Consider the following 23,687-nt stretch of genomic DNA (forward strand, 5'->3'; position numbering starts at 1 on the left):
TGTATTGGGTAAGTCATTTAAAAAATCGACTATATTGCTCATTTTATTAGTGTTATTATGGGGAGCAAGCTGGCCAATTTATAAATCTACTATGCCATTTACACCACCTCTTTTATTCGCTGGAATGCGCGCAGTTATTGGTGGATTATTGCTAGGAGTTCTATTATGGAAGCGTCGGTCTATAATAAATTGGCGAGAAAATTGGCGTCTATATTGCATATCTGCATTATTTAATACAGTGTTATTTTTTGGCATACAGACAGTGGGGCTTAACTACTTGCCAGGGGGTTTATTTTCTATCCTGGTCTACTTTCAGCCAGTACTATTAGGTTTGTTTGCTTGGATTTGGTTAGGGGAGGTTATCACTCCATTAAAAATTGTAGGCTTGTTAATAGGATTTATCGGAATTATTGTTGTAAGTCTGGATGGATTAACCTTTCATGTGTCAATTATTGGCGTTATTCTGGGGTTACTTACTGCTGTATGTTGGGCATTTGGGGTTATTTATGTAAAAAAAGTAAATACCCAAATAGATGCCTACTGGATGGTCTCTTTACAAAGTTTATTAGGTGGAGCAGTTTTATTAAGCTCTGGTATTCTTTTCGAAAGCTGGTCAGCGATTGAATGGAATAATAATTATATATTTGGATTAAGCTTTGGCTCTATATTTGGTATTCCATTAGCCTATATTATTTATTACAAACTAATTAATGAAGGGGAAGCAAGTAAAGTGGGCTCATTCACTTTTCTAGTGCCGATCATCGCTGTCTTATTAGGCGCTACTTTCTTACATGAACCAATTACTCATTTTCTTCTAATCGGCTTGGTAATGGTTGGCTTAAGTATTTTTATCGTGAATTTTAAAAAGAATCCTAAACATGAACAATATTAAAACAGTAATACTCTATAAGATGTTTAAATAAGGAAAAGGGACAGAATTAAGACATTCCGTCCCTTTTCTATTTATGTTCCATATAAATTAGCATGATCATATAAGGTGGGATTCCCTCTTAACAATGACACATACTTTTGAGAGTTGAATTGTATCAGTAGTCCTTTTACTATCATTCATCTTTTTAAAAATCGGTGTATTCCCTTGAAAAAACGGGTATATGATAAATTATAACCCGGTTTTAGCAAAATTGTTCGGGTTAGAAGTGGGTTTACGAACGCCAATGTAGTATTTATAGATCATACATACGCTTAGGTAAAACGTTAACATCATGCAAGCAAAATAATGTGCTTATTAACGGAGACATAATTCGGTGTCATGACGCCGGAAATTCTGCTGTGCCTTTCTCAAAGTTTAATAATGAAACGATACAAAGTAACAGTTTTGAAGGGTCGGCAGTGCGATAAAGGGAGAGAGTTTGTATGGGGAAAATGGCTACAGAACTAAAAGATACTAAAAAAAATATTAGTAGAAGCATCCTTCTAGGGGCCGCATTTTTAATGGCTACTTCTTCAATTGGCCCTGTATTTATAACACAAACAACTGTATTTACACAGCAACTTGCTGCAAGTTTTGCATTTGTACTGTTAATTTCATTTCTGCTAGATATAGTTGTTCAAGTGAACATCTGGAGAATCATCGCCGTTTCTGGACTAAGGGTGCAAGAGATTGCCAATAAAGTAGTACCTGGTCTTGGAATACTCTTAACTATTTTACTAATTGTGGCAGGTCTAGCGTTTAACATAGGGAATGTGGCAGGAGCGGGCATTGGATTAAATGCTATGCTTAGCTTAGATCCAATTAAAGGTTCGATGATTAGTGCTACTTTCGCTATTTTTATCTTTGTTGTAAAAGAGACAGGAAAGTTAATGGACAACGTTGCTAAAATCGTAGGAGTTGTCATGATTATTTTAATGATTATTGTTGCTTTTTCTACGTCGCCACCTGTTGGAGAAGCTGTTATACATACTTTTGTACCTTCTGAAATAAGTATATTTGCCATAATTACCCTTGTAGGAGGCACAGTTGGTGGATACATTACTTTTGCAGGTGGTCATCGTCTATTAGATGCGGGAGTGAAAGGAATGGAAGCATTGCCTGATGTGACAAAAAGTTCTGTCACTGGAATTGTGATAACTGGAATCATGCGAATTGCGCTTTTTTTAGCTGTTTTAGGCGTAGTCAAACAAGGACTAGCTATTGATCCAACAAATCCTTCAGCATCTGTATTTATGCTTGCAGCTGGAGAAATAGGCAATAAGATTTTCGGTATTATTATGTGGGCTGCATCCATTACATCCATAGTAGGTGCTGCCTATGCTTCTGTATCGTTTTTACGGTCATTTCATCCGATTATTGATAAGTATCAAAAATGGATTACTATTTTATTTATTTTAATGTCTACTATAACTTTTGGCTTAGTTGGACAACCAGTTCATGTTCTCATTTTGGTAGGTGCGTTAAATGCATTAATTCTTCCTTTAGCACTAGGTACACTATTAGTTGGTGCATATAAGAAAGATATTATAGGTGAATATAAGCATCCCCTCTGGTTAACGATAACCGGTGGACTAGTTGTAATTATTATGGGAGTGTTTGGTATCACGACGCTCATAGAACAAATGCCATTGCTATTTTATATGTATTAAGTGTTTTAATAATTCTAGATGTATATGTTACAAAGATGGGGCTGTCCCAAAAGTCATTTTCTATGATTTTTGGGACAGCCCCATCTCTTAAAAAAATCGGTTATCATTTATCATAAGTCTTTCGGGAGGACATCGAAAACGATAGGTACAGGTTTTGATCTAATTTTTGGGAATATTTATAAAGTCTAAAGGTATTTTGAAAAGTATTGTAGAAATATATACCTATACCCAATTTTAGGAGGTTGAAGAGTTATTAAAAGAGAGGGCATTGTTAAATGGTATAAGGAAGAAAAAGGTTATGGTCGTATAATGCTAGATGGAAAGGATGGCAATCATGTTTTTGTTCATTTTAGTTCCATTTTTCCATGTGAAGAAAGATTTCCGGATGGATTTAGATTTCTTAACCAAGGTCAAAGAGTATTATTTGACTTAGTGGAGAATCCAAACTCGACTGACCAAAAGCATGTTGCTGAAAATGTGATCATTATCTCTGAATAAAGTATTCCAGTTTTAAAGATAATTACTTTAGAAGTTAGAGGAGAATTGTGGGATGGAAAGTAACACCGTATTTACAATAGACTGTGGTGAAATAGTTCTGAGAGAATTTAGAATGGAAGATGCAGATGCTATTTATGAACTTACTTCACAACCTGAAGTTTATAAATAGTTACCTGATTGGCGCTCCACCAAAGAACAGCGATTGGTTTGGCTTAAAAATTATGAGATACCATCCAATCAAGCATTTTTATCAGCCATACCAGATGTTAGTGGACAAAATTATTTAAAACTAGCAATTATTTTAAAGGAAAATGGCGATTTGATTGGTTTTTGCAATACAGGTATTAAAGAAGAGCTTTGTGAACCAAATCGGGAAATTGCATATGCTATATCTAAACATTACCGAAATCATGGATATACAACGAAAGCAGTAAAGGGATTGATCAACTATTTGTTTAAAAATACTGATATAGAATACCTTAATGCAGTTGTTCTACCGTGTAATGTAAGTTCCAATAAAGTTGTTCAAAAATGTGGATTTCGTTTAATAGGAAATATAGACCACTACATTCTTCAAAAAGAAGAGAATACAATAGATAGATTGAGGTGATAGAACATTGACTTTATTGAATATATTTATTTTACTTATACTCCTACAAGCAACCATTCTTTTACATGAGATTGGACATGCAATTGGAATCGTACTATTTACTGAAGACGGTGAGGCAAATATCTTTTTAGGTAAAGCGAGCTTTGAAAATAAAATAAACTTCACTATAGGCAGAATGCATTTCTATTTATCTTTAGGTACTGTTGGTTTTTGTTATATGACGGATAAAGAAGCGATAAAAAACTTTCAAGAAAACAGTTAATGATTATTGATGCTAGTGGTCCTTTAATGTCTTTTTTAATTTTCCTAGTTGCTGCTGCAACATTACTTTTTTTGGGAGAATTTAGTTTTTCATTAAAATCCCTTCTGCTTCTTAACCTATTTATTTTTTTATCGTCTGCTATCCCTTATACTTATCCATCTTGGGAGGGGGCACTTGGTGGTATTCCGACGGATGGATTAAGAATTTTAAGATTAGCGAGAGGACAGGATGCTTGGAAGAGCAAAGTATAATTTTATGAAACTGTAAAATTGAAACGTGTTTTAATAACATTACTATTGGAGGAAGTTCCTGTGGAAAAGTTTGTTTTTATATTTGGTCCGCAAGCAGTTGGTAAAATGACTGTAGGACAAGAATTAGCAAAAGCAACGGGCTTAAAGTTATTCCATAACCACATGACTATCGATTTGTTGGAGCCACTCTTTGGATTTAGCCCAGAAATGTGGAGGTTGACTCATCTATTTCGTCAAGAAATATTCAACTCGTTCTCTAAAAGTGATAACTATGGGATGATTTTTACGAAAGTATGGTATTTTGATCAAAAACAAGATTGGGTGGATATAGAAAGTATATGCCAAACTGTTTCATCCCATGGAGCAGATATTTATTTTGTTGAATTAGAAGCCAACGTAGAAGTAAGATTAAAACGAAATAAGACAGCTCTTAGACTGGAGCATAAACCTACTAAAAGAAACATAGAACAATCTGAAATGCATTTACTAAGCACGATAAAAAATAGTAGGCTCAATTCTAATATAGGGGAAATTAAAAAGGAAAATTATTTAAGAATAGATAATACATACTTAAACGCGGATGATGTGGCCCAAATTATAAAAAGAGAATTTCAATTATAGTGCTGTTATTCAACTAGGGGACAATTTGCGAAGGGTAGTGGAATTTATGGGTTCAAGAATCATGCACTTGATTATTGCTAATAGAATTGCAGAGGGTTTACAGATGGAAGAAAGGACATCATTTTTACTGGGGGGCATTGCTCCAGACGCTGTTTCACCTAAAGATTTATCACATTTCTTTCAGGGGGAGGTGGAGAATTATACAAGAAGCATTGATTACAAAGGGTTCCTACACAAATATAAATTGCAAGCAGAGAGTCATTATATATTGGGTTATTTTACACATCTTGTCGCTGACGATATATGGTTAAAAGGTTTTTACCTTCCTTGGCTGAAAAATCGAATGGAAGCCAATGCAGAAATATTTAATTTGTATCATAACGATTTCCGTCTACTTAATGGAAAGTTATTAGACCACTATGCATTTACAGATGATTTACTAAAAATGTTAAAGATTCATCCACCAATCCCTGATTTGCAGGAGGTTAAGTCAAAAGAGGTGGAAGAATTTATTCATCATGTATTAGCCGATATGAAGGATAATAATGAAATTGGAGATGAAAAGCTGAATGTATTTTCATTTAACCAGATAGTTGGCTATATAGAGACATCGGTTGAGCAAGGGATATTGAATATTAAGCATCTGCATACTTAAAGTTGTACTAAGGGACAGATTAGTGTGGAGAAAAATGACTCTACACTAATCTGTTTATTTAGCTGATTCTGTTTTCAATTATCCATTTTTGTCAAGGTTGATTGGAGCATAGAGTGGCGACTCCAAGTCGGACAAGTACGAGCTGAAAGCTCCGCAGGAACGTAGTGACGAGGAGATGGAAGCCATGCCAACGAAAAAAGCATCCACCCGGAGCGGAAATCAACGGTATATCTGTGTTGGGCTTTCTTATAATTCTTTATTTATTTCTTCTTCCCAAAATAAATCATTTAGTGTGCGTGATAATGCGATACAAATGTTGACACACAAACTTAAAGAGGGGTTATATTTTCCAGATTCAATTAATCCAATCGTTTGTCTAGATACACCGACAATTTTAGCCAGCTCTTCTTGAGACAAATCCTTTTCGACCCTAGCTAGCTTGAGTTTCATGTTTTTCAAGGGAATCACCTACATCTTTTATGAATTTCTCGATTTTATACTAATTTTTTGTGCTAGTAAATATACTCCTACAAAAAGAAACAATAAAGCAGGTAAATAGATGATAAGAGATACACAGAATACTAGCGCAAAATACCACAGACCTTGAGACGTGCTATCCGCATAGGATAAAGCACTATTTACCGCCATTATAATGGCTATAATGAAAGCTAAACCAACACTTCTGTAGATTGTTTTTTTACTCATTGGGGTTTTACTACTACGATCATGCATTTCTATTTCATCCCAGTAAATACCCAAGAAAATAGAGCGAGCTAAAAAATAGACGCCGCCAATTATAAGAATGGCTAATTCTAAGAGTGCCTTCTCCGCAAAGGCACCGTTTCCTACACCATATATATACATTTTAAAGAATATACTTATTAAACATATGGCCATTATAATAGAATACATTTCTTTATAAATTTTATTGCTGAGATGTTCTATCCTTTCGTCTTTCATTTTTTTCGTTCGTTTAAATATACTCATGATGAAATTACCTCCTATTTTATTTTAGTGCTTATTTTTATTATATACTTTATTTGACCTTTTGCAATATATATATGTCATTTAAATTTATATACATTGCTTTTGTAGTATTTTAAAATAATAAGACGGAAGCGATGCGATTAACTCCAAATAAGAAAAAAGAGCAACCAAAATCAGCTGCTCTTTTTTCGTTAAATTAAGGAGGTATTAAATTATGTCCCAGCCGCGTTCCTTTGCGACAGTTCGAAGCTTTTCTTCGGGTTTCACTGCAACTGGATTTCCGACAAGCTCTAGTACTGGCATGTCCGAATAGCTATCCCCATATGCATAGCTATTTTTCCAGTCGATTTGTTGTCCTTCTAACACTTTCAGTATATTCTCAGTCTTTCGAGCACCATTTACATGTTGAATGGGTGTTCGAATATCTACTATATTTTCTTTATATAAAATATCCGTACCAATAATTTGATTGAATGTAAAATCCCTTGTTACTCGTTGTAAAAATTGAGTGTATGCCCCTGAAACGAGTAAAATATGTATATTGTCAGCTTGATGCCGTTTAAGTCTTGCAACAACTTCTTTATTAAAATCATCATGCATTTTATCTTTGAATTCATCAAAATAGGCGTTCATTTCTGATTCGGTTATTCCTTCAAATGCATGTAAGTATAATTGCATCGAACGCTCTTTCATTTTGGCATCAGGATAGAGCTTTAATTTATTTGCAAGATAAGGAGGGACAATCGATCTATAAAATCGCTTATAGGTTGATTTATAAATGGGATGTTCTTTCAAATGATTCATCATTAGCTTAAATGTTTCCTCTGCGTATAAAGTACCATCAAAATCGAAAATTGCTACTCGCATTTTTATTCACCTTTACTTTCCTAAATTTCACTTTTACTCAAATTATACGTTAATAGATAAAAGAAACAACAAAATAAAGGGTTGTGACAAAAGTCGATATCGACCTTTGTCACAGCCCTGTCCAATTGTTCGACTATTATTGTACTTGATTGTTCATCGTTTGTGCTTGTGCAGGTGCAAACGAATTCAGTAACGCTTGCATATCTTGCTGGTCTAACTGGGGAACCTGGTAATAATGATGTTTGTTTTGATAAATAGAAAGCTCATAAGCCATTTCAATACAGTTAGGAATAGAATCAGCAAGTACTCGGCGAACTACTGGATTCGTTGTTTCCAAGGCAGCGGTTGTTTTAGCTGTTGCGGAAGCTTTTGCAGAATCAAGTAAAAATCCAGAAATCATCTCATCTGTAATTTCATTTGGTCCTTGCATTGGTTTTTTCGGTTGGGATGGCTTCATACCATAAATAAAATCATTGCCAGTTTGCATCTTATACGTCGAAGTTGGGTGAGAGGGATCTTTTCCTGTTTTGAAACATTCCACCGTAATATTATATTCGTCTACTGCAAAGGCATATTGACGATTTAAAATATTGAGTAGTTCTTGGTCTTTAACATGAGGGCGAAGTATTGTTTTAAGGTTTAATCCAGCAACAGCACAGGACAGGACCTCATGAACATCAAATAATTCATGACCACCATGATTCATTTGTTGCGGGATATTGCCAGTTTGCATATTTTGATGAGTTTGACCTTGACCAAATGAGTTTTGATTCATTCCAATTTTTCCTCCTTAGAAATGTGATGAAACATCCTCATTATATTGACCAAAAAGTTCGAAGTTATGCATAGATGTTAGGAACCGAAACAAACATGAAAACTAAAACAAACATGAATATTGTATTATTCATGTTTGTTTAACCAATTATATTAACTTTCTATAGCTACTACTAAAGCTTGTATGAATGTAATTAGAAATTGATATGCTTCATCAATTGAAAAGCTCTCATTAAATTGATCGATGTAATTTAAAGGTAAATTTACTTCCCATAAACCTTCGTCTCCTGAGAACATTAGACTGTAGTTCATCTTTTCTTTGTTATAATGTTCGTTTAAGAATGCTTCTATTTTTCCCTTCCATTTTTTCTGGACAGAAAAACCGAACATCGCTGTGTATACTTCAAATACTTCATCATACTCTAATACTAAACCATCCACCTTTATTGATTCAAAGGCCTCTGATTGTAAGTATGCATATTCATTTTGCTTTTCTTTAAAAAAAGATAGAGGGGTACTCAAAAATCCTACCTCATCTTTTGCAATTAATTCTTCCGTTTCTTTATCATATCTTTCGCATAAAACTTCTTGTTTACTCATATAAAATCATTCCTCGTTTCTTCAGCAATTTCTTCCGCTATCATTTGTAGATCATAAGCATCTATTACAAATAGCGAATAGTTTTCTTTCTCGGCATATTGTTCCGCCAGCTTCTTAATGAATTTAGGTGAACCTTCATTTTCTTCATCATATACAATAAGCATACCATCTGAATTTCGAATTAGAAATTTATTTTTCTCAACAAATTGCCACGGTGCCTCATAAGGCTTTTTTGTTAGGCTTGTGTCATAGTCAGCTTGAAATAATAAACTTCTATATTTTTCTTGTTTGAGTTCATTCCAATTTTTTTCTTGATCCAAGAATGGAGTGATGATAGCGTATTTTAAATGAGGAAAAGTTTTTTTCATTTCTACTACTAATTCAGCTGTCCACATTTCTACACCTTGTTGTCCACTTAGTATAACCCATTCTAATCCTTCATCTATTAATGTAAGCAATTGGTTTTTAATAGTTTGCTTAATAACTGGTATACCTGGATGTGTATCATTGAATATTCCTAATTCATGTGCTTTATAACCCGTCACGAGTAATCGTTTAACCATTTATATGACCTACTTTTATTTATATATAGCGTTAATCATATCACTATTCAAGCATCATTTAAATAAAAGGCACCGATCATAGAAAAAACCGAATGCATATGCAATCGGTCAATGTTTCAATATACTGTTTGATAAGAAAGCGTCGATTTCGTCTTCAAAATAACCTAATTCTAGTAGCACTTCTTTGTTATGCTGACCAAGAAGGGGAGCGGGGCTTTTAAATTGTCCAGGTGTTGCTGAAAATTTGGCAGGGAAGCCTAATGTCTTCATAGCCCCAGCTACTGGATGTTCGTATTCTAAAATCATGCCTCTAGAAGCTATATGCTCATCAGCTAGTGTTTGTGCATAGGTATATATTGGACCAGAAGGAATGCCATTTTTGTCTAACAGGTCAAGCCAATGGGAGGAGTCATTTTCTTTTAATACACTCTCCATTTCAATCTCTAGTTCATCGACGTGAAGAGCGCGCATACTGTTTGTTAAAAATCGGTCATCTTTTATCCATTCCGGTTTATGTACGACAGTTAAACAAAACTTTTCCCATAGTTTTTGATTGGCTGCACCAATTAGTATAAAGCCATCTTTTGTTTTATAGCCTTGATACGGTGCAGAGACACGGTGAGCGGTTCCATTTCTACGAGGGACTTCACCTTTGCCGAAATAAGCGGCCGCTTCCCATACTGTCCAGGCAAGTCCGGAATCTACTAGGGAAACGTCGATATATTGGCCGCTTCCTGACTTCAAACGATGAATATAGGCGGCTAAGATGGATTGAATTGCAGTTTGAGCGGCAGCGATATCGTGAATAGCAATTCCTACTTTAACCGGTTTTCCTTCTCGTTCGCCTGTCATATCGATTAGCCCGGAAAGTCCTTGCGCCATTATATCAAAGCCGCCTTTGTTCTTGTAAGGTCCAGTTTGGCCGTAACCTGAAATCGAGCAATAAATGATATAAGGATTAATCGATTTTAATGTTTCATAGTCGATTCCTAGTTTTTTCGTAACCCCTGGGCGATAGTTCTCAATAAAAACGTCTGCCTCTTTAATTAGTTTATATAAGATTTGTAAGCCTTCATCTGTTTTTAAATTTAGACAAATACCTCTTTTATTGCGATTTACCATCATATACATATAGCTTTCTTCATTAATATAAGGGCCCATTGTTCTTGTATCGTCACCAAGTGGATACTTTTCTACTTTAACAACGTCGGCTCCCATATCCCCAAGAACCATCGTGCAGTATGGCCCAGCTAATACTTGAGATAAGTCAACTACTTTCATTCCTTTTAAAGCCTGTTCCATTAGACATGAACCACCTTTTTAAATACTCTATCCTTTTACAATTGTTAAATTACGTAATTCATTTAAATTACGTACTCCACTTAACGACATCGAAACCTTTGTCTCTTGTAAAAAGCTTTCTAGTACACGTTCTACACCCGCTTGACCACCTGCAGCTAAACCCCATACGAAAGGTCGGCCAATACAAACTGCAGTTGCTCCAAGAGCCAACGCCTTCACCACGTCAGAACCACGTCGGATACCGCTATCAAATAACACTGGAATTTTACTGTTCACAGCTTCAACGATAGTAGGAAGTGCATCGATGCTCGCAATTACTCCATCTAATTGTCGACCTCCATGATTAGAAACAATGATTCCATCAATTCCTTTTTCAATAGCCAATTTCGCATCTTCTGGATGAAGGATACCTTTAATGAGAATAGGGAGGGAAGTTCTTTCTTTCAGCTCCGCTATATTGTCCCAGTTTAAAGTTGGATGATAAATATTTTCTACAATGCTATTAATAATAGCGTCTTCCTCTTGGTTTGGAAGGGAAGCCATAAATACGGGGTCAGATACATAATTTCCTTTTCCATATCCTTTTTTGAGGGGAGAGTACTGGTTCCGAACATCTTCTTCACGCCAACCAAGCATTACGGTATCAACTGTTAAAACAATAGCTTCATAGCCAGCTTGTTCTGCCCTTTTCACCATACTAAAAGAAATTTCTTTATTTTGTGACCAATATAATTGAAACCACTTAGAGCTTCCAGGTGTTGCAGCTGTAATTTCTTCAATTGAGAAACTAGAAACAGTGCTTTGAATATATGGGAAATTGTATTTTGTAGCAGCTTTTGAAACTGCAATTTCGCCGTCTTCATGTGCAATTTTATTAACTCCAACTGGAGAAATGAAAAGAGGGTGGGGGTATGTACGCCCGAATATAGTAACTTCTGTATTCAATGTCGACACATCATTTAAATACCTAGGAACAATCGAATACTTGGCAAATGAATCGATATTCTTATGATACGTTTCTTCGCCGCCTGCCGATGAACGAATGTATCCGTAAGGACCTGCTGCTAATTTGGCTTTGGCAGCTTGCTCTAATTCTTTAAAATTTATCGGAAACTTTTCTGTTGATTCGATGTTCTCTAACAATAAGTCATTACTCTTAATACTCGTCATTTATTCTCACTCCTTAAGAAAAATTAGGCTTCCTTTTTTCTAAAAATGCCGCAATTCCTTCTTTATAATCATCAGAACTAAACGAATCTAATATAAGTTGTTCTATTTCTTCCGTTTCTTCATTTTCTCCATCGATAATAGACTGGATGACTTGTTTAATACCATTGTTGGCAATAGATGATTTTTGAATTATTTGTTCTGCAAACTCTTTACATCTTTCTTCGATTTCATGTTCTGAATATACGTAGTCGATTAAGCCAATTTCTTTTCCTTCTTCCGCTTGTATCAATTTAGCTGTATATAATAATTCTTTTGCTTTGGATGGTCCGATTAAATTTACTAAACGCTTCGTGCTCGTTAAATTGTAAATAATTCCTATATTAGCTGCTGTGATGCCAAGCTTACTTCCTGCTGTAGCAAATCTAAAGTCACAAGAGTTGGCTAATTCTAGACCCCCGCCAATTGCAAGTGTTTTAATAAGCGCAATTGTAGGCTTTGGAAAACGATACAGTTTTTCAATGGATTTCAGCGTTGCGTCATTATACTCTTTTGCTTTTTGAGCGGAAAAACGGTTTTCAAGAAATTCGGAAATGTCTGCCCCGGAAGAGAAGGCAGTTTCATCCACACCTTTTAATATAAGTACTTTCGTATGTTGGTCCGACTCTAGCGTTTCTAAAATTTCACCTAATTGCTTAAACATAGCGAGAGAAAACGAATTTTTCTTTTCCGCTCGATTGAAAATGAGAGTAGCGATGGCACCATTTTTTTCTACATATAAATCGTTTGTCATAAAATAACCTCCTACTAGTCTTTCTTCAATTTTGCTGCTAGTCTATTTCCGATGGATTGAATACTTTGCACGAGGATGATTAGGATGAAGACAGTTGCATACATGACGTCTACTTCGTATCGTAAATGTCCGAAACGATATGCTAAATCTCCAAGTCCACCAGCTCCAACCATACCTGCCATCGCGGTTGCTCCTATTAAGCTCACAGTAGAAATTGTTAATCCTAAAATTATGGAAGGGCGTGCTTCGCGTAATAGTACATGCCAAATGATGGCGGGTGTACTAATTCCCATAGCTGTGTAAGCTTCTACAACTCCATTTTCAACTTCTAGAAGTGCAGACTCCATTAACCGTGCAATATAGGGGGCTGTATAAATAACTAATGGAACAATAACTCCTTTTACGCCAATCGTCGTTCCAACAATAGACTTTGTAAACGGTAAAATGAAAAATAGTAAAATAATAAATGGGATAGATCGTACGATATTTATAATTAAATTGGTGACTTGATATAAAAATTTATTTTGCAATGCTTGCCCTGGTCTAGTTAGAACGATTAGTATCCCAAGTGGTATTCCGATTAAAACAGCGAAAAATAATGAAATACCCACCATTTGAAATGTTTCAACTACTGATTTGCCAATGATCGGTAACCATTGCTCTGTGAATTGTTCGAATCTATTCATGATTGCCCCTCCAATTCCTCGGTGCCCACGCCATGTTCATCCAAAAACCGGAGTGCAGCGTGTACTTGGTCTTTCTCTCCAATTAGATGGATAACAATATTTCCTACAATTCCATTTTTTAGCTCTATAATATTGGCTGTTAAAATATTTGGTTGTACATTAAACTTTTTGCTTACTTCTGCTAAAAGTGGTTTTCCTGTACTTTCCCCAACAAATGTTAAGCGTGTCACAGCACCGGTAACATTTAATTGGGAGATCAATGTAGCAGACAAATTTCGCTGACTGATCGTATTTAAAAATTTCTTCGTCGTTGGATGACTTGGGTTAGTAAATAGATTGATCGCATTGTTTTGTTCGACTACTTCACCGTTTTCCATCACATATACATGATCGCAAATCTTTTGAATAACATTCATCTCATGGGTGATAAGCAATATGGTAATTCCTAGCTCTCTATTAATCTTTAATAAAAGATCTAAAATAGAGTCTGTTGTCTCTGGGTCAAGAGCACTTGTAGCTTCGTCACTTAATAATACTTCTGGTTCTTGAGCAAGTGCCCTTGCGATTGCAACCCGTTGCTTTTGACCTCCAGATAACTGACTAGGGTAGTTTCGATGCTTATCAGTCAATCCTACAATTCCTAAATATTTATCTACTCTTTTTTTCACTTCTGCTTTGTTGTAACCGAGAAGCCTAAGGGGAATGGCGATATTATCGTAAACAGTAGCTGTTTTTAATAAGTTAAAGCCTTGAAAAATCATTCCGATTTTGTTTCGTGCTTCTCGTAACTTTGGTAAGGGTAGGGAAGTGGTCTCTACTCCATTTATGTATACTTTACCTTCTGTAGGTTTTTCAAGTAAATTTACACAGCGAATGAGCGTACTTTTACCGGCACCACTGTATCCGATAACTCCATGAATTTCTCCTTTTTTTACATGGATATTGACATTATTTACAGCCTTTACTTTCCCGCTTTTACTAGCAAATTCTTTCGATATATTTTCCAATACAATCATGCTTTATCTTCCTTTCTAAAGAAAACGTTACCGATGTCGGTAACGTTCTCAAAATCTTTACTCATCCCAGCTAGGTAGTACGGAGCCTTGAAATTCTTCTTCGATGAATTGTTTTACTTCTTCTGATTGATAAGCTTTAACAAATTTTTGAATCGTTGGATCGTCTTTGTTTTCCGCACGAACGACGATATAGTTTACATATGGCGACTTAGATGATTCTAGTAAAATAGAATCTTCTTTAGGATTGATCCCAGCATCTAATGCAAAGTTCGTGTTAATTGCCGCAGCATCCACTTCACTTAGTTGTTTCGGAATTTGTGCAGCTTCTAACTCAATAAACTTTAAGTTTTTCGGATTTTCCTCAATGTCGTAAATAGAAGCAGTTTCTCGCTTATCTTCTTTAATTTTGATATAGCCATTTTCTTCTAAAATATATAAGGCACGTGCTCCATTTGTGGGGTCATTCGGTAAGCCGAAAGTTGCTCCATCTGGTAGTTCATCAACTGATTTATATTTTTCGGAGTAGATACCCATAGGATTCAATATTGTTTTTCCCACCGGCACTAGGTCAGTTCCATGGTCTTCGTTGAAAGTATCTAGGAATGGTCCATGCTGATAGCTGTTTGCATCTAAGTCCTTTTCAGCTAGTGCTGTGTTTGGAAGTATGTAATCAGAGAACACTTTTATGTCGATTTCTAGCCCATCCTTTGCCGCTACTTCAGCCGCTTTTTCTACGATTTGCTCGTGAGGTCCTGCGGTAACGCCTACAACTAATTTTTTCTCGTTTAATGCCTTGTCACCTTCACTAGAGCTATCTCCACACGCCGCAAGAGTCCCCGCCAATAGTACGCTTGATAATAATAAACCAAATTTTTTCATTTTTACTTCCTCCTAATAATTATTAGGAATGTTGAATAAATATAAAAGCCTCTCTTTCAAAAGAAAGAGAGGCGCATAATAAAATCAAGGGTCCTCTCTTATCTTTCAAAACAAATGTTTTGCAGGATTTAGCACCTTTCTACATAAAAGATATGTAGATGGTTGCCGAGCTTCAACGGGCCAGTCCCTCAGCTACTCTTGATAAGAGATATAAGCTATTTAATTTTTCATCAGTTCCATAAGAGATAATTTACTATATCAATTTATTAAAGTCAATAAGTTTTTTCTAATTGAAATTTTCTGTGGATATAGTTTAAAGTGTTTATAAACAAATAATTATGCAGGGATGATGATTTTTATGTCAGCAGTAAGAGTAAATTACGCAACGGGGAAGCTTGGGAAAACAATAGGTGCTCGATTATTGTATGGGACGGATTTGCTAGAAGGAATCGAACAGATATGTGAAGAAAATAATATGGAATATGCAACCATCATAAGTTGTTTTGGAAGTTTTCAACGAAGTGGCTTTGTCTATTTGGTACCTAATGATAAGTCAATAATTGGAGTGGGTTATAACGATATAATCGTAAAGGAAGGTCCAATCGAATTTTTGCAGGGCACAGGAGTTATTTGTAAAAGGGAAGGGGAGTACGAAACCCATTTTCATGGTACAATGTGTGACCAAAAAGGAAATATTTTCGGTGGTCATTTTATAAAAGGAGAGAATCCAGTGATTACGGTTGATTTAGTTTTAGCAGAAGTGACTGGAATGGAGTTTCATCGTAAGTTCGATGGGGAAACAGGGGCAAATCAGTTCTATCCGATAGAAATAAATGCTTTGGTACAAAAAAAGATAGTGAAATAAGAAAAGGTGATCCAAAATGTCTTGGATCACCTTTTTCTAAAAGATAGTTCTAAATAACAAGCCGTCATCCCATCAAAAGCCATTCTTAAAAGTAAAATTGGCATTAACCTACTTTGTTAGAATAATTCTAGTTTTTTAATACGCTCAATAGCCTCGATTAATCTATGTTCATCCACAAGTAAACCAACTCGAACATAACCCTCACCATATTTTCCAAATCCATTACCAGCTGCAACAGCAACATCTGCTTTTGCTAACAGTAAATCTGCAAATTCTTCACTAGAATATCCCTTAGCAACGGGTAACCAAGCAAAAAAAGATCCTTTTGGTGCGGTTACTTGCCACCCAATTTTTGTACAGGCTTGAACTAATGCTTTTCTTCTCCGATCATACAACGAAACAAGCTCATCTACACATTGTTGGCTATCATTAAGTGCAGCAGTGGCTGCAGCTTGAACAGCAGGGAAGAGACTTACAAAAAGGTGATCTTGAATAATGTTAATAGCCTCAATCATTTTAGTGTTTCCTACTGCAAAACCTACTCGCCAGCCGGCCATATTATATGTTTTCGACAGAGTATACATTTCCACTCCAACCTCTTTTGCACCTTCTACTTGTAAGAAGCTTATAGGTCTTACTCCATCAAATCCTATTGCTCCATAAGCAAAATCATGAACAATTGCAATATCCGATTCTTTTGCTAGATGAATAGTTTCTTCAAAAAAAGCTTTTGTAGCAATAGCGCCTGTTGGGTTATTTGGATAATTCAAATACATCATTTTAGCTGCTCGTTTTTGTTCTGCCGTTAATTTGGTGTAATCCGGTAAATACTCATTTTCTTCTAGAAGTGGCATTGTATCGAATCGGACATTTGCTAGTCCAGCGCCAGATAAGTAATCAGGGTATCCTGGATCTGGAAGTAGCATTAATTCATGTTCATTCATCATGGCAAGCGGCAATTCTACTAAACCTATTTTTGTTCCGAACATAATCGCTACTTCTGTATTTGGATCGATATCAACATTATATTCTCTTTTATAAAAGTCAGCAGCAGCTTGCTTTAAATCATTTGTTCCTCTGAAAGGAGAATATTTATGCGTTTGCGGATTGGCTGCGGCATCTTGTAACGCTTTCACTATATGTTCGGGGGTGGCCTGGTCAGGATTTCCTTGTCCTAAATTGATGACATCTCTTCCTTCCGAAACCGCAATTGCTACTTTTTTAACGAGAGATGCAAAAAATTGCGTTGGTAGATTTTTTAGTCGATTTGAAAAGTCCATGTAAAATACCTCTTTTTCATAATAGTTGCATATATTAGTCAATTTTTTTATTCTACCATAAATACACAGCTTGTCTATACCATGATAATACAGGCTTTTCTCGTATATCACGACATACAATAAGGGGCTGTCCCAAAAGTCGGAAAACTTATCGACTTAGGGACAGCCCTTAAAAAACAATTTTAGTTTTAAAATCTCTTTTTAAAACTAAAGAATCTGTACTAATTCTGAGTTTAAAACTCGTTGAGCGGTAATGATAGTACCTGAAGCTGTTCTTCCGTAGGCAGTAAATAATCCACCGGTTTGGTTAGGAACAATTTCAATTTCATATTGAGCCGCTCCACCTACTAAACTAAGGGTTACAAAACCAGAAGCATTAGCACCTACGTTGAAATTAGCTGATGAAAGTAATCGTCTTGTTCCGTTTAGTCTGAAAACCCTAACTACTCCAGTAAGTGCTCCTCCTGTACGATTGAGGATTTTGACTCGAACGTTAGTTGCATTTGCAGGCATATTTCCTTGGTTTTCAATTGGTCCAGTTGTTAATGGCATTTAAAATACACCTCCTTGCATTTATAGATTTATAATCTGCAGATTATATATTCATGGTATTCAGTGCTGCATTAATGTAATAAGTAGATTAATCTAGTTTGCTATAAAAGTTCTATGAGAGATTATTAATAAACTTTATAATTTCAAGCTTTGTTAATTGAACTGCTTGACATCGAAAGGCTGGAAAAGTTTGAGCATCCGAAACGAAGGGCATAGGATATAATTTTAGCTCTTGAATGGGATGAGGAACATTTAACTATTCTTATATTCAATACTATGTTTTTAATTTTCTAAAACTTTAAAGTATAATAGAGAAGTAGTTAAAAAAAGGGGGCTTTTAACATGGAAAACGATGTTCACGCAATTCAAGATGATTATCCAGATGATTTTGCCTGGTGTTATGGTTGTGGAAGGTTGAATGAAGATGGCTATCATTTTCGAACATACTGGAACGGTAGTAAAACAGAAACAATGTATGAACCAAATGAAAAGCATATTGCGATACCCGGGTTTGTTTATGGGGGGCTCATTGCTTCTCTAATTGATTGTCATGGCACGGGTTCGGCTGCTTTGGCATTGCATAAGAAAAACGGATTTGAACCAGGAAGTGAGGAGGTACCACCAAGATTTGTTACAGGTTCCCTTCATGTGGACTTCTTAAAACCTACTCCGCAAAAAGTAACTCTTAAAGCTGTTGGAACTGTAGAAGAAATTCATCCGAAGAAATGGAAAGTGACAACTGAGGTATTCGCTGGGGACACATTATGTGCAAAAGGGGAAGTTATCGCTGTTGTGATGCCTGCCAACTTTGCCCAATCCAGTTAATAAACTAACTCTATATACGATTAATAAACACAGGGATATACTTTCCTGTGTTTTTTTTAGTTTTTGGACATATATATGTATAAGTGGAAGGTGGGGAAAATGTTTTTTATCAATAAATCAGTCATTATAGTAATTGGAAGTATATTAGTCGGTATAGGTATAAACTTCTTTTTAGTTCCATTTCACTTATTGGATGGTGGGGGTATTGGACTAGGTTTAATCATTAATTACTTATTTGAAATAAAAGTAGGATTTGCGATAATATGTGTGAGTCTTCCTATTTTTTTCATAGCCTGGATGTATTATCGTTCTTATTTTTATAATGGTATACATGGACTATTATTTTCTTCTCTTGTTATTGATTTTTTATATCCTATACATATTGCAGGTGAAAAGTTAATTACAAATGAAATTCTTGGAGCTATGTGTGGAGGGGTATTAATAGGATCAGGGATCGGTATTATGCTACGCTTTGATACGACAATTGGTGGAACCGATTTGTTGGCTCAAATGATTGCAAAGCTTCTTCATATTAATCCGGGTTTATGTATATTAACTATAGATATTGTAGTCGTCTCAATTGGGAGCATATTAGTTGAAGCCGTTTCTTTATTAAACTCCTGTATAACAGTAATCTCCGTAGGTATAGCGACTTCGTTGATTGTAATAAAACAATCTTAAAAAGAGAGGATAGTAGATAATTATCTGCTTCCTCTCTTATGTCTGTATTAAGTTGCGCTCACTTCATCTACAGATGGACTAGTTGTTGGTTCTGGAACCCTAGATAATAGGATAAAACCAATAATAAATAAAATGACTAAGCTAAACACGCCATAATTGGATTTGCCAGTCAATTGTGCGGTTAGCCCGACCAATAATGGACCTATAATAGATGCAAATTTACCAAAAATATTATAAAAACCAAAAAACTCATTGGAATTTTCTTTAGGTACCAGTTTTCCAAAATAAGATCTACTAAGTGCCTGGATTCCCCCTTGGGATGTTGCCACAAGCATCGCTAAAATCCAAAAATCAACTACTGTCTCTAAGAAAAAAGCATACGTACAAACTATAATATAAACAATAATTCCAACATAGAGCATTTTTTTCTCTGAAAACTTTCCAGCAAGTCTTCCATACAAAAGAGCAAACGGTGCGGCGACTACTTGGGTCGCAAAAAGAACGATTAGTAGACTAGTAGCACTTAGTCCTAGGTCGGTCCCATAAGCTGTTGACATATTAATAACTGTTCCAACTCCATCAATATAGAAAAAGTATGCTAGTAAAAACAAGAACAATGCTTTATATTGACGAATTTCTTTAAACGTTTTACCTAAGCGTTTAAAACTTTGGACAATTGGTTTTCCATCACGTTCAATATAATGAATTTGCTGCACATTTTTAAACAGTGGGATAGAAAATGCGACCCACCAAATGGCAGTAATGAGAAAAGCAATTCGACTAGCATTTGTTACGGAGACTGGTATTAGGCCCTTTTGAGTTAAAACAATAATAATGATGCTGATTAAAAATGGAATGGTGCTTCCTATATAACCGAGACTATATCCTCTTGATGAAACTTTATGCATACGTTTATTGGTTGTTACATCGACGATAAATCCATCGTAAAAAACGTTTGCACCTGTAGCTCCGAGTGCTGCAATTGTATAGAAAATGAGCAATAGAAGCCAATTCTCAAACGGGACAAATGCAAGTAGTGCCGTAAATGTAACACCTAGTATATAGAAGAAAGTAAAGAACTTCTTTTTCATTCCCCGATAATCCGCAATCGTTCCTAGGATGGGACCAATCATTGCTAAAATAAATGTAAAGATGGCGATTGTATATCCTAAATAAGCTGTGGAATCAGCTGCATTTATCCCAGCAGCAGTCGCTGAGGATTTATAAAATAATGGAAAAACTGCGGTAGTAATAATAATTGAATATGCCGATGATCCCCAGTCATAGAGCGCCCAACTATTCTCCTCTTTTGTGAAATTTTTCATCTGTCTAATAGACCCCCAATCATCTTTTTCCTAATTGTACATGATTCAGAACAATCCAGGTAAAAAATTTAGAAAGATTACGAAAATTTAACAAGATGATTTGTCCACGGCTTTATTTGATTTTCTTCGCTTCTTGTAAAACAACAAATGCAAGGTCTTCATTACCAAAGAGCTGTAGGACATTTACTACTGTTTCAGTATCTATTTCTAAGGTATCTCTTTCAATTTCTTTGACAGCATTAATGAGGGGTATATTCTTTTGCTGTAGGGGATATGCTTGTGCATATAAAGCAAATGCATCTAACTGGTGATTTGCGCACCATGCGGCAAACAATTGAATCATAATATGTTCATCGTCTTGGTATTGTTGAATTATTTTATCCATCATTTTCTAACAACTCCCCAAGTATCTAATAGTTCCCAAAGATTATAAATAATATTGGTCGCCTTTTGTTCTTGTTGGCTTCCCATAAATGCTTCTGTCAAAGTAGGGACGATTTTTTCCAATAAGAAGGCTCTTGGTTTCTCTTTTGATAATTCTTCTAAAATAAATTCTATTGCTTGTATTACATTAACTGGGAGTACATTTTTTTCTTGGAAATAGAAACTTTCTAATCGTTCGATTATTTCCTCTTTAGTTAAAGTAGACTCTTCCTTCAAAAGCTCGAAAGCAGATTTTTTTAATAAAGAGTCCTTTGTTGTAGCCATATCATAAATAATCGATTCGATTCTTCTCATCACAAATTGAATTAACCGTTCAAAAGAAACATTCGCAGGTTGACTGACCCACGGATGGCGCAGTTGTTGGATCATCCCTAGTAAAAGTACGGCACAATCTGTTCCGACGTCTTTTGTTTGTTCGCCAAAGACATCTACTAATCGATTGGAAAGCCAAACAATTTCTTCAAAGTAATTCTTCTTTATAAGATCTCGAAGCTCCACATCTTGTGAGTTAATAATAGATGAAAAAAGAGGGAATAAATTATGTTCATGATAGATATCCAATCGAATAGTAATCTGTTCACTTAAAACATTCACATCCGATACATTCTGTTGTGTATGTACGGCTCTTCTTTTTATAGAGGTCTCTTCTCTTGCGTTTTCCAAAATAGCTATAATGCACTCATTTTTAGATGAAAAATAATTATAAAAGGTACCCTTTGAAACTTTTGCTTCTTCAATAATATCGTTTACTGAAGTTGATCTAAATCCTTTTTCGATAAATAGTCGTTGTGCCGCTTCTAAAATATTGCGTTTTTTAGGACTCATGTTTTTTAATCACCTTTAGACTAGTAGTATAACTCATATATTAACCGTTAAATCAACGTTTATCAAACTTATTTGCTGGATTAAAATATTTTGTTTGCTTTTTTTGAACTATGAGTATAAAATATTCAAAGTGTTATAATACAGGAACGAAAGTAAGAAGCTTAATATAATAGGAGGAAAATTTGAATGACAGAAATGCAACAAAAACCACCATATGCAATGATTGCAATCCTTTTTGTAGGAGCATTCATTGCGTTTTTGAATAATACGTTATTAAATGTAGCGTTGCCAACAATCATGACTGAGTTTGACGTCAAGCCGTCTGTTGTACAATGGCTAACGACAGGCTATATGTTAGTCAATGGGATTTTAATCCCTGCAAGTGCGTTTTTCGTACAAAGATTTACTAATAGAAAACTGTTTATCACTGCAATGATATTTTTTACAGCCGGTACATTATTAGCGGCTTTTGCTCCCGCATTCGGAGTATTAATCGCAGCACGAATGATTCAAGCAGCAGGTTCTGCAATGATGATGCCACTTCTTATGAATGTTATGTTGACTGCATTCCCAATTGAACGTCGTGGGGCTGCAATGGGGATGTTCGGGTTAGTAATGATTTTAGCTCCAGCTATAGGACCATCTTTATCAGGATTTATATTGGAACATGCGGAATGGCGAGCGTTGTTTGAAATAATTTTGCCGTTTGCAGTAATCGTTTTACTCTTTGCTATTTTTAAATTACGTAATATTACACCTAATAGTAAAGTAAAATTAGATGTATTTTCACTCATCTTATCAAGTATTGGCTTTGGGGCACTTCTGTACGGATTTAGTACTGCTGGTGATAAAGGTTGGGACGCTCCGATTGTATACGGTACAATCATTATTGGTGCTATTGGCCTTATTCTTTTCGTTTGGAGACAATTAATACTAGATGAACCAATGCTCGATGTTAGAATTTACAAATACCCTATGTTTGCGTTGGCTTCTATTATTTCCATTGTTGTTTCTGCAGCAATGTTCTCAGGAATGATTTTAACTCCACTTTATGTTCAAACAATACGTGGAATTTCACCATTCCATTCTGGATTACTAATGCTACCAGGTGCGATTGCGATGGCAATAATGTCTCCGATTACAGGGAAGATTTTTGATAAATACGGGGCTCGTATTTTGGCGATAGTGGGTCTAACTATTACTTCCGTTGCAACTTATTTAATGAGTAATTTAGCTCAAGATTCTGAATACTACTATATTATGGGCATTTATACACTACGTATGTTTGGTATGTCTATGGTTATGATGCCTATTATGACAAACGGTCTAAACCAATTACCAATGAAAATGAATCCTCATGGTACTGCCATGAACAATACTTTACAACAAGTATCTGGTGCAATTGGTTCCGCTATATTCTTAACTATCATGAACTCCAAAATGGAATCTTCAGCAGAAAAACTTGCCGCAAAGGCTGCTGCATCTGGTAAAATGCCTACGAGTGCAGAGGGTCTTGCGCAATTCAAAATGGATTTAGGTATGAAAGCGATGTTAGAAGGTATCAACCATACATTCTTTATCGCGACGCTTGTTACAATAGTCGCTTTACTATTATCTTTATTTGTGAAAAGAGTAAAGGTTAGAAAAGAAAGTTAAACCGGCAACATTTTTTCTTTTCTGTGTGGGAGATAGCAGCTAGTTAAAATAAGTAAAAAGGAGCATGAGGTGAGGTAGTCACTTCATGCTCCTTTTGATTTT

28 protein-coding genes, 1 pseudogene and 1 riboswitch are annotated in these 23,687 nt (G+C 35.5%); of the genes and pseudogenes, 12 read left to right on the forward strand and 17 right to left on the reverse strand.

Annotation, left to right across the window (positions count from 1 at the left end; all coding sequences use genetic code 11):
* Positions 1 to 4: 4 nt before the first annotated feature.
* The 8 genes and pseudogenes from FS486_RS16875 (at position 5) to FS486_RS16910 (ending at position 5,498) form a co-directional block, all read left to right on the forward strand.
* Positions 5 to 892, forward strand: a complete 888-nt coding sequence (locus FS486_RS16875; protein WP_144513105.1) for a DMT family transporter — start codon at positions 5 to 7, stop codon at positions 890 to 892.
* A gap of 491 nt (positions 893 to 1,383) precedes the next feature.
* Entirely contained in the window at positions 1,384 to 2,601 is a 1,218-nt protein-coding gene (locus FS486_RS16880; RefSeq protein WP_144513211.1) for an NRAMP family divalent metal transporter, read from the forward strand.
* A gap of 267 nt (positions 2,602 to 2,868) precedes the next feature.
* Entirely contained in the window at positions 2,869 to 3,099 is a 231-nt protein-coding gene (locus FS486_RS16885; RefSeq protein ID WP_313957012.1) for a cold-shock protein, read from the forward strand.
* A gap of 52 nt (positions 3,100 to 3,151) precedes the next feature.
* A pseudogene (locus FS486_RS16890) lies at positions 3,152 to 3,709 on the forward strand (GNAT family N-acetyltransferase).
* 7 nt (positions 3,710 to 3,716) lie between these two features.
* Positions 3,717 to 3,971, forward strand: coding sequence for a hypothetical protein (locus tag FS486_RS16895; RefSeq protein WP_144513109.1), 255 nt, complete (start codon positions 3,717 to 3,719; stop codon positions 3,969 to 3,971).
* Entirely contained in the window at positions 3,971 to 4,222 is a 252-nt protein-coding gene (locus FS486_RS16900; protein ID WP_144513111.1) for a hypothetical protein, read from the forward strand. The genes FS486_RS16895 and FS486_RS16900 overlap by 1 nt, the downstream gene beginning before the upstream one ends.
* A 105-nt stretch (positions 4,223 to 4,327) precedes the next feature.
* Positions 4,328 to 4,843, forward strand: a complete 516-nt coding sequence (locus FS486_RS16905; RefSeq protein ID WP_395940884.1) for a shikimate kinase — start codon at positions 4,328 to 4,330, stop codon at positions 4,841 to 4,843.
* Between the two features lie 46 nt (positions 4,844 to 4,889).
* Positions 4,890 to 5,498, forward strand: a complete 609-nt coding sequence (locus FS486_RS16910) for a zinc dependent phospholipase C family protein (protein WP_144513115.1) — start codon at positions 4,890 to 4,892, stop codon at positions 5,496 to 5,498.
* A 246-nt stretch (positions 5,499 to 5,744) separates the two neighbouring features.
* Here FS486_RS16910 and FS486_RS16915 read toward each other — a convergent pair whose 3' ends face one another.
* The 12 genes from FS486_RS16915 to FS486_RS16970 form a co-directional block, all read right to left on the reverse strand.
* Positions 5,745 to 5,957, reverse strand: a complete 213-nt coding sequence (locus FS486_RS16915) for a helix-turn-helix transcriptional regulator (RefSeq protein ID WP_144513116.1) — start codon at positions 5,955 to 5,957, stop codon at positions 5,745 to 5,747.
* An 18-nt stretch (positions 5,958 to 5,975) separates the two neighbouring features.
* The gene (locus FS486_RS16920) at positions 5,976 to 6,485 is read right to left on the reverse strand and encodes a DUF6773 family protein (protein WP_144513118.1); all 510 of its coding nucleotides are present in this window, start codon (positions 6,483 to 6,485) and stop codon (positions 5,976 to 5,978) included.
* 207 nt (positions 6,486 to 6,692) lie between these two features.
* Positions 6,693 to 7,352, reverse strand: coding sequence for an HAD family hydrolase (locus tag FS486_RS16925; RefSeq protein WP_144513120.1), 660 nt, complete (start codon positions 7,350 to 7,352; stop codon positions 6,693 to 6,695).
* A 136-nt stretch (positions 7,353 to 7,488) separates the two neighbouring features.
* The gene (locus FS486_RS16930; protein ID WP_144513122.1) at positions 7,489 to 8,127 is read right to left on the reverse strand and encodes a spore coat protein; all 639 of its coding nucleotides are present in this window, start codon (positions 8,125 to 8,127) and stop codon (positions 7,489 to 7,491) included.
* A 152-nt stretch (positions 8,128 to 8,279) separates the two neighbouring features.
* Complete coding sequence (locus FS486_RS16935; protein ID WP_144513124.1) at positions 8,280 to 8,726, reverse strand: branched-chain amino acid aminotransferase; 447 nt, start codon at positions 8,724 to 8,726, stop codon at positions 8,280 to 8,282.
* Entirely contained in the window at positions 8,723 to 9,289 is a 567-nt protein-coding gene (locus FS486_RS16940; RefSeq protein WP_144513126.1) for an SLOG family protein, read from the reverse strand. Before FS486_RS16940 ends, FS486_RS16935 begins: the two co-directional genes overlap by 4 nt.
* Positions 9,290 to 9,397: 108 nt before the next feature.
* Positions 9,398 to 10,591: a CaiB/BaiF CoA transferase family protein gene (locus tag FS486_RS16945; RefSeq protein ID WP_144513128.1), complete on the reverse strand. Its 1,194-nt coding sequence runs from the start codon at positions 10,589 to 10,591 to the stop codon at positions 9,398 to 9,400.
* Positions 10,592 to 10,618: 27 nt separating this feature from the next.
* A complete protein-coding gene (locus FS486_RS16950; protein WP_144513130.1) occupies positions 10,619 to 11,761 on the reverse strand; it encodes an alpha-hydroxy-acid oxidizing protein in 1,143 nt (380 codons plus the stop codon).
* Between the two features lie 13 nt (positions 11,762 to 11,774).
* A complete protein-coding gene (locus tag FS486_RS16955) occupies positions 11,775 to 12,551 on the reverse strand; it encodes an enoyl-CoA hydratase/isomerase family protein (protein WP_144513132.1) in 777 nt (258 codons plus the stop codon).
* A 14-nt stretch (positions 12,552 to 12,565) separates the two neighbouring features.
* Positions 12,566 to 13,237, reverse strand: coding sequence for a methionine ABC transporter permease (locus tag FS486_RS16960; protein WP_144513134.1), 672 nt, complete (start codon positions 13,235 to 13,237; stop codon positions 12,566 to 12,568).
* Positions 13,234 to 14,253, reverse strand: a complete 1,020-nt coding sequence (locus FS486_RS16965) for a methionine ABC transporter ATP-binding protein (RefSeq protein ID WP_144513136.1) — start codon at positions 14,251 to 14,253, stop codon at positions 13,234 to 13,236. Before FS486_RS16965 ends, FS486_RS16960 begins: the two co-directional genes overlap by 4 nt.
* Before the next feature lie 57 nt (positions 14,254 to 14,310).
* Positions 14,311 to 15,132, reverse strand: coding sequence for a MetQ/NlpA family ABC transporter substrate-binding protein (locus FS486_RS16970; protein WP_144513138.1), 822 nt, complete (start codon positions 15,130 to 15,132; stop codon positions 14,311 to 14,313).
* 95 nt (positions 15,133 to 15,227) lie between these two features.
* Positions 15,228 to 15,340: riboswitch (SAM riboswitch) on the reverse strand.
* 150 nt (positions 15,341 to 15,490) lie between these two features.
* On the opposite strand from FS486_RS16970, the gene FS486_RS16975 reads away from it, so the two are divergent.
* Positions 15,491 to 15,997, forward strand: coding sequence for a PPC domain-containing DNA-binding protein (locus FS486_RS16975; RefSeq protein ID WP_144513140.1), 507 nt, complete (start codon positions 15,491 to 15,493; stop codon positions 15,995 to 15,997).
* Between the two features lie 116 nt (positions 15,998 to 16,113).
* Here FS486_RS16975 and FS486_RS16980 read toward each other — a convergent pair whose 3' ends face one another.
* Both FS486_RS16980 and FS486_RS16985 read right to left on the reverse strand, forming a co-directional pair.
* Entirely contained in the window at positions 16,114 to 17,277 is a 1,164-nt protein-coding gene (locus tag FS486_RS16980) for a pyridoxal phosphate-dependent aminotransferase (RefSeq protein WP_144513142.1), read from the reverse strand.
* Between the two features lie 207 nt (positions 17,278 to 17,484).
* Complete coding sequence (locus FS486_RS16985; RefSeq protein WP_144513144.1) at positions 17,485 to 17,829, reverse strand: ATPase; 345 nt, start codon at positions 17,827 to 17,829, stop codon at positions 17,485 to 17,487.
* A gap of 342 nt (positions 17,830 to 18,171) precedes the next feature.
* Between FS486_RS16985 and FS486_RS16990 the strand changes: the two genes are divergently transcribed.
* Positions 18,172 to 18,654: a PaaI family thioesterase gene (locus FS486_RS16990; RefSeq protein WP_144513146.1), complete on the forward strand. Its 483-nt coding sequence runs from the start codon at positions 18,172 to 18,174 to the stop codon at positions 18,652 to 18,654.
* A gap of 99 nt (positions 18,655 to 18,753) precedes the next feature.
* Positions 18,754 to 19,335 carry a YitT family protein gene (locus tag FS486_RS16995; protein WP_144513148.1) on the forward strand — a complete coding sequence of 194 codons (582 nt, stop codon included), beginning with the start codon at positions 18,754 to 18,756 and terminating at the stop codon, positions 19,333 to 19,335.
* 47 nt (positions 19,336 to 19,382) lie between these two features.
* Here the strand turns inward: FS486_RS16995 and FS486_RS17000 are convergent, their stop codons facing one another.
* The 3 genes from FS486_RS17000 to FS486_RS17010 form a co-directional block, all read right to left on the reverse strand.
* The gene (locus FS486_RS17000) at positions 19,383 to 20,660 is read right to left on the reverse strand and encodes an MFS transporter (protein WP_144513150.1); all 1,278 of its coding nucleotides are present in this window, start codon (positions 20,658 to 20,660) and stop codon (positions 19,383 to 19,385) included.
* Between the two features lie 112 nt (positions 20,661 to 20,772).
* On the reverse strand, positions 20,773 to 21,048 hold the full coding sequence (locus tag FS486_RS17005; protein WP_144513152.1) for a hypothetical protein: 276 nt from the start codon (positions 21,046 to 21,048) through the stop codon (positions 20,773 to 20,775).
* Positions 21,045 to 21,929: a TetR/AcrR family transcriptional regulator gene (locus FS486_RS17010; RefSeq protein WP_144513154.1), complete on the reverse strand. Its 885-nt coding sequence runs from the start codon at positions 21,927 to 21,929 to the stop codon at positions 21,045 to 21,047. Before FS486_RS17010 ends, FS486_RS17005 begins: the two co-directional genes overlap by 4 nt.
* Positions 21,930 to 22,115: 186 nt before the next feature.
* On the opposite strand from FS486_RS17010, the gene FS486_RS17015 reads away from it, so the two are divergent.
* Positions 22,116 to 23,585, forward strand: coding sequence for a DHA2 family efflux MFS transporter permease subunit (locus tag FS486_RS17015; RefSeq protein WP_144513156.1), 1,470 nt, complete (start codon positions 22,116 to 22,118; stop codon positions 23,583 to 23,585).
* The last annotated feature ends 102 nt before the right edge of the window (positions 23,586 to 23,687 follow it).

Source organism: Bacillus sp. FJAT-22090 (assembly GCF_007676755.1).
Taxonomy (GTDB): Bacteria; Bacillota; Bacilli; order Bacillales_A; family Planococcaceae; genus Psychrobacillus.